This window comes from Streptococcus pseudopneumoniae, from assembly GCF_038148935.1.
In the GTDB taxonomy this organism is placed as follows: Bacteria; Bacillota; Bacilli; order Lactobacillales; family Streptococcaceae; genus Streptococcus; species Streptococcus pseudopneumoniae_U.
Window position 1 is genome coordinate 1 of the sequence record NZ_JBBJZX010000110.1, and the last position, 5493, is coordinate 5493.

Sequence of the window (5493 nt, forward strand, 5' to 3'; positions counted from 1 at the left end):
CCTTGCCGTACTCAAGTACAGCCTGCGCCTAGCTTCCTAGTTTGCTCTTTGATTTTCATTGAGTACTATACTATTTCAAGGAGGAAGAATGAAAAGTTCATCATTTAAAGTAATAGAGACAGGATTTTCTTTTAGAAAGTCGGTTAAAAAGGTTGTTCCTTTTTTAGTAGTAGGATTGATGCTAGCAGCGGGTGATAGTGTCTATGCCTATTCTGGCGGAAATGGATCGATTGCGCGTGGGGATGATTATCCTGTTTATTATAAAAATGGGAGCCAGGAGATTGATCAGTGGCGCATGTATTCTCGTCAGTGTACTTCTTTTGCAGCCTTTCGTTTGAGTAATGTCAATGGTTTTGAGATTCCAAGGGCTTATGGAAATGCGAATGAATGGGGCTATCGTGCTCGTCGTGAAGGCTATCGTGTAGATAATACACCGACGATTGGCTCCATTGCTTGGTCTACTGCAGGAACTTATGGGCATGTTGCCTGGGTGTCAAATGTAATGGGAGATCAGATTGAGATCGAGGAATATAACTATGGTTATACAGAAGCCTATAATAAACGAAGTATAAAAGCAAATACGATGACAGGATTTATTCATTTTAAAGATTTGGCTGGGGGTAATATAGTAAGTAGTGGCAAAGTATTCAATAGTCAACCTTCTTCTACAGGAGGAACTCATTATTTTAAGAATAAGGCAGCCATAAAAAATCAACCTTTAGTTAGTGCAACTTCAATTGCATATTATTCTTCAGGTGAGAGTGTTCATTATGATCAGGTACTTGAAAAAGATGGGTACAAGTGGTTGAGTTATATATCTTATAACGGAAGCTATCGTTATGTTCAATTGGAGGCTGTGAATAAAAATCCTCTAGGTAATTCTGTTCTTTCTTCAACAGGAGGAACACATTATTTCAAGTTTAAGTCTGCTATCAAAAATCAGCCACTAGCTAGCGCAACTGCGATTGATTACTATTATCCTGGGGAGAAGGTTCATTATGATCAAATTCTCGAAAAAGATGGATACAAGTGGTTGAGTTATACAGCTTATAACGGAAGTCGTCGCTATATACAGCTAGAGGGAGTGACTTCTTCACAAAATTATCAGAACCAATCAGGAAACATCTCTAGCTATGGATCCAATAGTAGTTCAACTGTTGGTTGGAAGAAAATAAATGGTAGTTGGTATCATTTCAAATCAAATGGCTCTAAATCAACAGGCTGGTTGAAGGATGGTTCTAGTTGGTATTATTTGAAATCATCTGGTGAAATGCAGACAGGCTGGTTAAAGGAAAATGGCTCGTGGTATTATCTGGATAGTTCAGGGGCAATGAAAACAGGCTGGTATCAAGTTTCTGGTAAGTGGTATTATTCTTACTCTTCAGGTGTCTTAGCTGTTAATACGACGGTGGATGGCTACAGAGTAAACAGTGATGGAGAACGAGTATAGAAAATTGGAGTAGGAAATTTTTCCTGCTCTTTTCTGTAAGCAGTTTCCTTGACATTTTTTGTATTTTGCGCTATCATATGTCCATATAATATATGGGAGTCTGTGTACAGTCTGAGAGGAAGTGTTAAACTTCGACCGCACCTGATCTGGGTAATGCCAGCGTAGGGAACGATACTTAGTCTATTTTGCACCTTTTCCATATATGGTAAAGGTTTTTCTTTTTGTCAAAGGAAAACGAGAAGAGGAGGTTTTTATGAAAGCAAGCATTGCCTTGCAAGTTTTACCCTTGGCACAGGGGATTGATCGGATTGCTGTTATCGATCAGGTCATTGCTTATCTACAAGCTCAAGAAGTGACCATGGTGGTGACACCATTTGAAACGGTCTTGGAAGGGGAGTTTGATGAGCTCATGCGCATTCTCAAAGAAGCGCTGGAAGTGGCAGGGCAGGAGGCAGATAATGTCTTTGCCAATGTCAAAATAAATGTAGGAGAGATTTTAAGTATTGATGAGAAACTTGAAAAGTATACTGAGACGACACATTAGTCTATTGGGCTTTCTGGGAGTCTTGTCAATCTGGCAGTTAGCAGGTTTGCTTAAACTTCTCCCCAAGTTTATCCTGCCGACACCTCTTGAAATTCTCCAGTCCTTTGTTCGTGACAGAGAATTTCTCTGGCACCATAGCTGGGCCACCTTGAGAGTGGCTTTACTGGGGTTGGTTCTAGGAGTTTTGATTGCCTGTCTCATGGCTGTACTTATGGATAGTTTGACTTGGCTCAATGACCTGATTTACCCTATGATGGTGGTCGTGCAGACTATCCCGACCATTGCCATAGCTCCTATCTTGGTCTTGTGGCTAGGTTATGGGATTCTGCCCAAGATTGTCTTGATTATTTTGACGACAACCTTTCCTATCATCGTCAGTATTTTGGACGGTTTTAGGCATTGTGACAAGGATATGCTGACCTTGTTTAGTCTGATGCGGGCCAAACCTTGGCAAATCCTGTGGCATTTTAAAATCCCAGTCAGTCTGCCTTACTTTTATGCAGGTCTGAGGGTCAGTGTCTCCTACGCCTTTATCACAACAGTGGTATCTGAGTGGTTGGGAGGCTTTGAAGGACTAGGTGTCTACATGATTCAGTCCAAGAAACTGTTTCAGTATGATACCATGTTTGCTATTATTATTCTGGTATCGATTATCAGTCTTCTCGGTATGAAGCTGGTTGATGTCAGTGAAAAATATGTTATTAAATGGAAACGTTCATAAGAATAAGAATGTTTCTGAAAAAGAAAAGAGGAAATCAAAATGAAGAAAACATGGAAAGTGTTTTTAACGCTTGTGACAGCTCTTGTAGCTGTTGTGCTTGTGGCCTGTGGCCAAGGAACTGCTTCTAAGGACAACAAAGAAGCAGAACTCAAGAAGATCGACTTTATCCTAGACTGGACACCAAATACTAACCACACAGGACTTTATGTTGCCAAGGAAAAAGGTTATTTCAAAGAAGCTGGAGTGGATGTTGATTTGAAATTGCCACCAGAAGAAAGCTCATCTGACTTGGTTATCAATGGTAAGGCACCATTTGCAGTGTATTTCCAAGACTACATGGCTAAAAAATTGGAAAAAGGAGCAGGAATCACTGCCGTTGCAGCTATTGTTGAACACAATACATCAGGAATCATCTCACGTAAATCTGACAATGTAAGCAGTCCAAAAGACTTAGTTGGTAAGAAATACGGGACTTGGAATGACCCAACTGAACTTGCTATGTTGAAAACCTTGGTAGAATCACAAGGTGGGGACTTTGAGAAGGTAGAAAAAGTACCAAATAACGACTCAAACTCTATCACACCTATTGCCAATGGTGTCTTTGACACTGCTTGGATCTACTATGGATGGGATGGTATCCTTGCTAAATCTCAAGGTGTAGATGCTAACTTCATGTATTTGAAAGACTATGTCAAGGAGTTTGACTACTATTCACCAGTTATCATCGCAAACAACGACTATCTGAAAGATAACAAAGAAGAAGCTCGTAAAGTCATCCAAGCCATCAAAAAAGGTTACCAATATGCTATGGAGCATCCAGAAGAAGCGGCTGATATCCTCATCAAGAATGCACCTGAACTTCAGGAAAAACGTGACTTTGTCATCGAATCTCAAAAATACTTGTCAAAAGAATACGCAAGCGACAAGGAAAAATGGGGTCAATTTGATGCAACTCGCTGGAATGCCTTCTACAAATGGGATAAAGAAAATGGTATCCTTAAAGAAGACTTGACAGACAAAGGCTTCACCAACGAATTTGTGAAATAATGACAGAAATTAGACTAGAACACGTCAGTTATGCCTATGGTCAAGAGAGGATTTTAGAGGACATCAACCTGCAGGTGACTTCAGGAGAAGTGGTTTCCATCCTAGGCCCAAGTGGTGTTGGTAAGACTACGCTTTTCAACTTAATCGCTGGGATTTTAGAAGTTCAGTCAGGGAGAATTGTCCTTGATGGGGAGGAGAATCCCAAGGGGCGCGTGAGTTATATGTTGCAAAAGGATCTGCTCTTGGAGCACAAGACGGTGCTTGGTAATATCATTCTTCCTCTCTTGATTCAAAAAGTGGATAAGGCGGAAGCCATTGCCCGCGCGGATGAAATTCTTGCGACCTTCCAGTTGACAGCTGTAAGAGATAAATACCCTCATGAACTCAGTGGTGGGATGCGTCAGCGTGTAGCCTTGCTTCGAACTTACCTTTTTGGGCACAAGCTCTTTCTCTTGGATGAGGCCTTTAGCGCTTTGGATGAGATGACCAAGATGGAACTCCATGCTTGGTATCTTGAAATTCACAAGCAGTTGCAGCTAACAACCTTGATTATTACTCACAGTATCGAGGAGGCCCTTAATCTCAGCGACCGCATCTATATCTTAAAAAATCGCCCTGGGCAGATTGTTTCAGAAATTAAACTAGATTGGTCTGAAGACGAGGACAAGGAAGTCCAAAAGATTGCCTACAAACGTCAAATCTTGGCAGAATTAGGCTTAGATAAGTAGAAAAATAGGGAGTTGGTGAAGATTATCCTTTACCAGCGCCCTTTTTCTTTTAAAAATGAGAAAATTTCGGTATAATAGTCAAAGATAGTCAAGGTTTAAAGAGAGAGGTGGGTTTGTAATGAGATTTAAAAATACATCGGATCATATTGAGGCCTACATCAAGGCGATTTTAGATCAATCTGGTATTGTGGAGTTGCAACGGAGTCAGTTGGCAGATACCTTCCAGGTTGTTCCTAGTCAAATTAACTATGTGATCAAGACACGCTTTACGGAAAGTAGAGGCTACTTGGTTGAAAGTAAGCGTGGTGGCGGAGGCTATATTCGTATAGGACGGATTGAGTTTTCTAGTCATCATGAAATGCTCAGGGAGCTGCTTTACTCGATTGGTGAGCGAGTCAGTCAAGAAATTTATGAAGATATTCTCCAGCTTTTGGTTGAGCAGGAATTGGTGACCAAGCAGGAGATGAATTTGCTGGTAGCAGTAGCTTTGGATCGCGTTCTAGGAGAAGAAGCTCCAGTTGTTCGTGCTAATATGCTACGACAGGTCATACAAGAGGTAGATAGAAAAGGGAAGTAAGATGAACTATTCAAAAGCATTGAATGAATGTATCGAAAGTGCCTACATGGTGGCTGGCCATTTTGGAGCTCATTATCTAGAGTCTTGGCACTTGTTGATTGCCATGTCCAATCACAGTTATAGTGTGGCAGGGGCAACTTTAAATGATTATCCATATGAGATGGACCGTTTAGAAGAAGTCGCTTTGGAACTGACTGAAACGGACTATAGCCAGGATGAAATCTTTACGGAATTGCCGTTTTCTCATCGTTTGCAGGTCCTTCTTGATGAAGCAGAGTATGTAGCGTCAGTGGTCCATGCTAAGGTGCTAGGGACGGAGCACGTCCTTTATGCGATTTTGCATGATGGAAATGCCTTGGCGACTCGTATCTTGGAGAGGGCTGGTTTTTCTTATGAAGACAAGAAAGATCAGGTTAAGATTGCTGC

Annotated in this window: 7 protein-coding genes and 1 riboswitch; all 7 genes read left to right on the forward strand. The window is 41.1% G+C overall.

The genetic code is table 11. The features are described from left to right. Positions 1-88: 88 nt before the first annotated feature. Positions 89-1450, forward strand: a complete 1362-nt coding sequence (gene cbpD / locus WKI42_RS09360) for a choline binding-anchored murein hydrolase CbpD (protein ID WP_173228944.1) — start codon at positions 89-91, stop codon at positions 1448-1450. Positions 1451-1532: 82 nt separating this feature from the next. Beyond that, positions 1533-1635, forward strand: a riboswitch (TPP riboswitch). Between the two features lie 68 nt (positions 1636-1703). Next, a complete protein-coding gene (locus WKI42_RS09365) occupies positions 1704-1994 on the forward strand; it encodes a thiamine-binding protein (protein ID WP_000647659.1) in 291 nt (96 codons plus the stop codon). Then, entirely contained in the window at positions 1957-2715 is a 759-nt protein-coding gene (locus tag WKI42_RS09370; protein WP_201442185.1) for an ABC transporter permease, read from the forward strand. The genes WKI42_RS09365 and WKI42_RS09370 overlap by 38 nt, the downstream gene beginning before the upstream one ends. A gap of 39 nt (positions 2716-2754) precedes the next feature. After that, entirely contained in the window at positions 2755-3762 is a 1008-nt protein-coding gene (locus WKI42_RS09375) for an ABC transporter substrate-binding protein (protein ID WP_023941185.1), read from the forward strand. Then, positions 3762-4490 (forward strand): ABC transporter ATP-binding protein, encoded by a 729-nt coding sequence (locus WKI42_RS09380; protein ID WP_000136219.1) that lies wholly within the window; start codon positions 3762-3764, stop codon positions 4488-4490. The genes WKI42_RS09375 and WKI42_RS09380 overlap by 1 nt, the downstream gene beginning before the upstream one ends. Before the next feature lie 118 nt (positions 4491-4608). Continuing rightward, positions 4609-5067, forward strand: coding sequence for a CtsR family transcriptional regulator (locus tag WKI42_RS09385; protein WP_049524434.1), 459 nt, complete (start codon positions 4609-4611; stop codon positions 5065-5067). 1 nt (position 5068) lies between these two features. Continuing rightward, the coding region (locus WKI42_RS09390) for a Clp protease N-terminal domain-containing protein (RefSeq protein ID WP_368081782.1) at positions 5069-5493 on the forward strand (425 nt) is incomplete at its 3' end.

Bases quoted from the DNA above. Each gene is read 5' to 3' on its own strand.
- cbpD (WP_173228944.1), top strand. From the start codon at position 89: ATGAAAAGTTCATCATTTAAAGTAATAGAGACAGGATTTTCTTTTAGA.
- WKI42_RS09365 (WP_000647659.1), top strand. From the start codon at position 1,704: ATGAAAGCAAGCATTGCCTTGCAAGTTTTACCCTTGGCACAGGGGATT.
- WKI42_RS09370 (WP_201442185.1), top strand. From the start codon at position 1,957: ATGAGAAACTTGAAAAGTATACTGAGACGACACATTAGTCTATTGGGC.
- WKI42_RS09375 (WP_023941185.1), top strand. From the start codon at position 2,755: ATGAAGAAAACATGGAAAGTGTTTTTAACGCTTGTGACAGCTCTTGTA.
- WKI42_RS09380 (WP_000136219.1), top strand. From the start codon at position 3,762: ATGACAGAAATTAGACTAGAACACGTCAGTTATGCCTATGGTCAAGAG.
- WKI42_RS09385 (WP_049524434.1), top strand. From the start codon at position 4,609: ATGAGATTTAAAAATACATCGGATCATATTGAGGCCTACATCAAGGCG.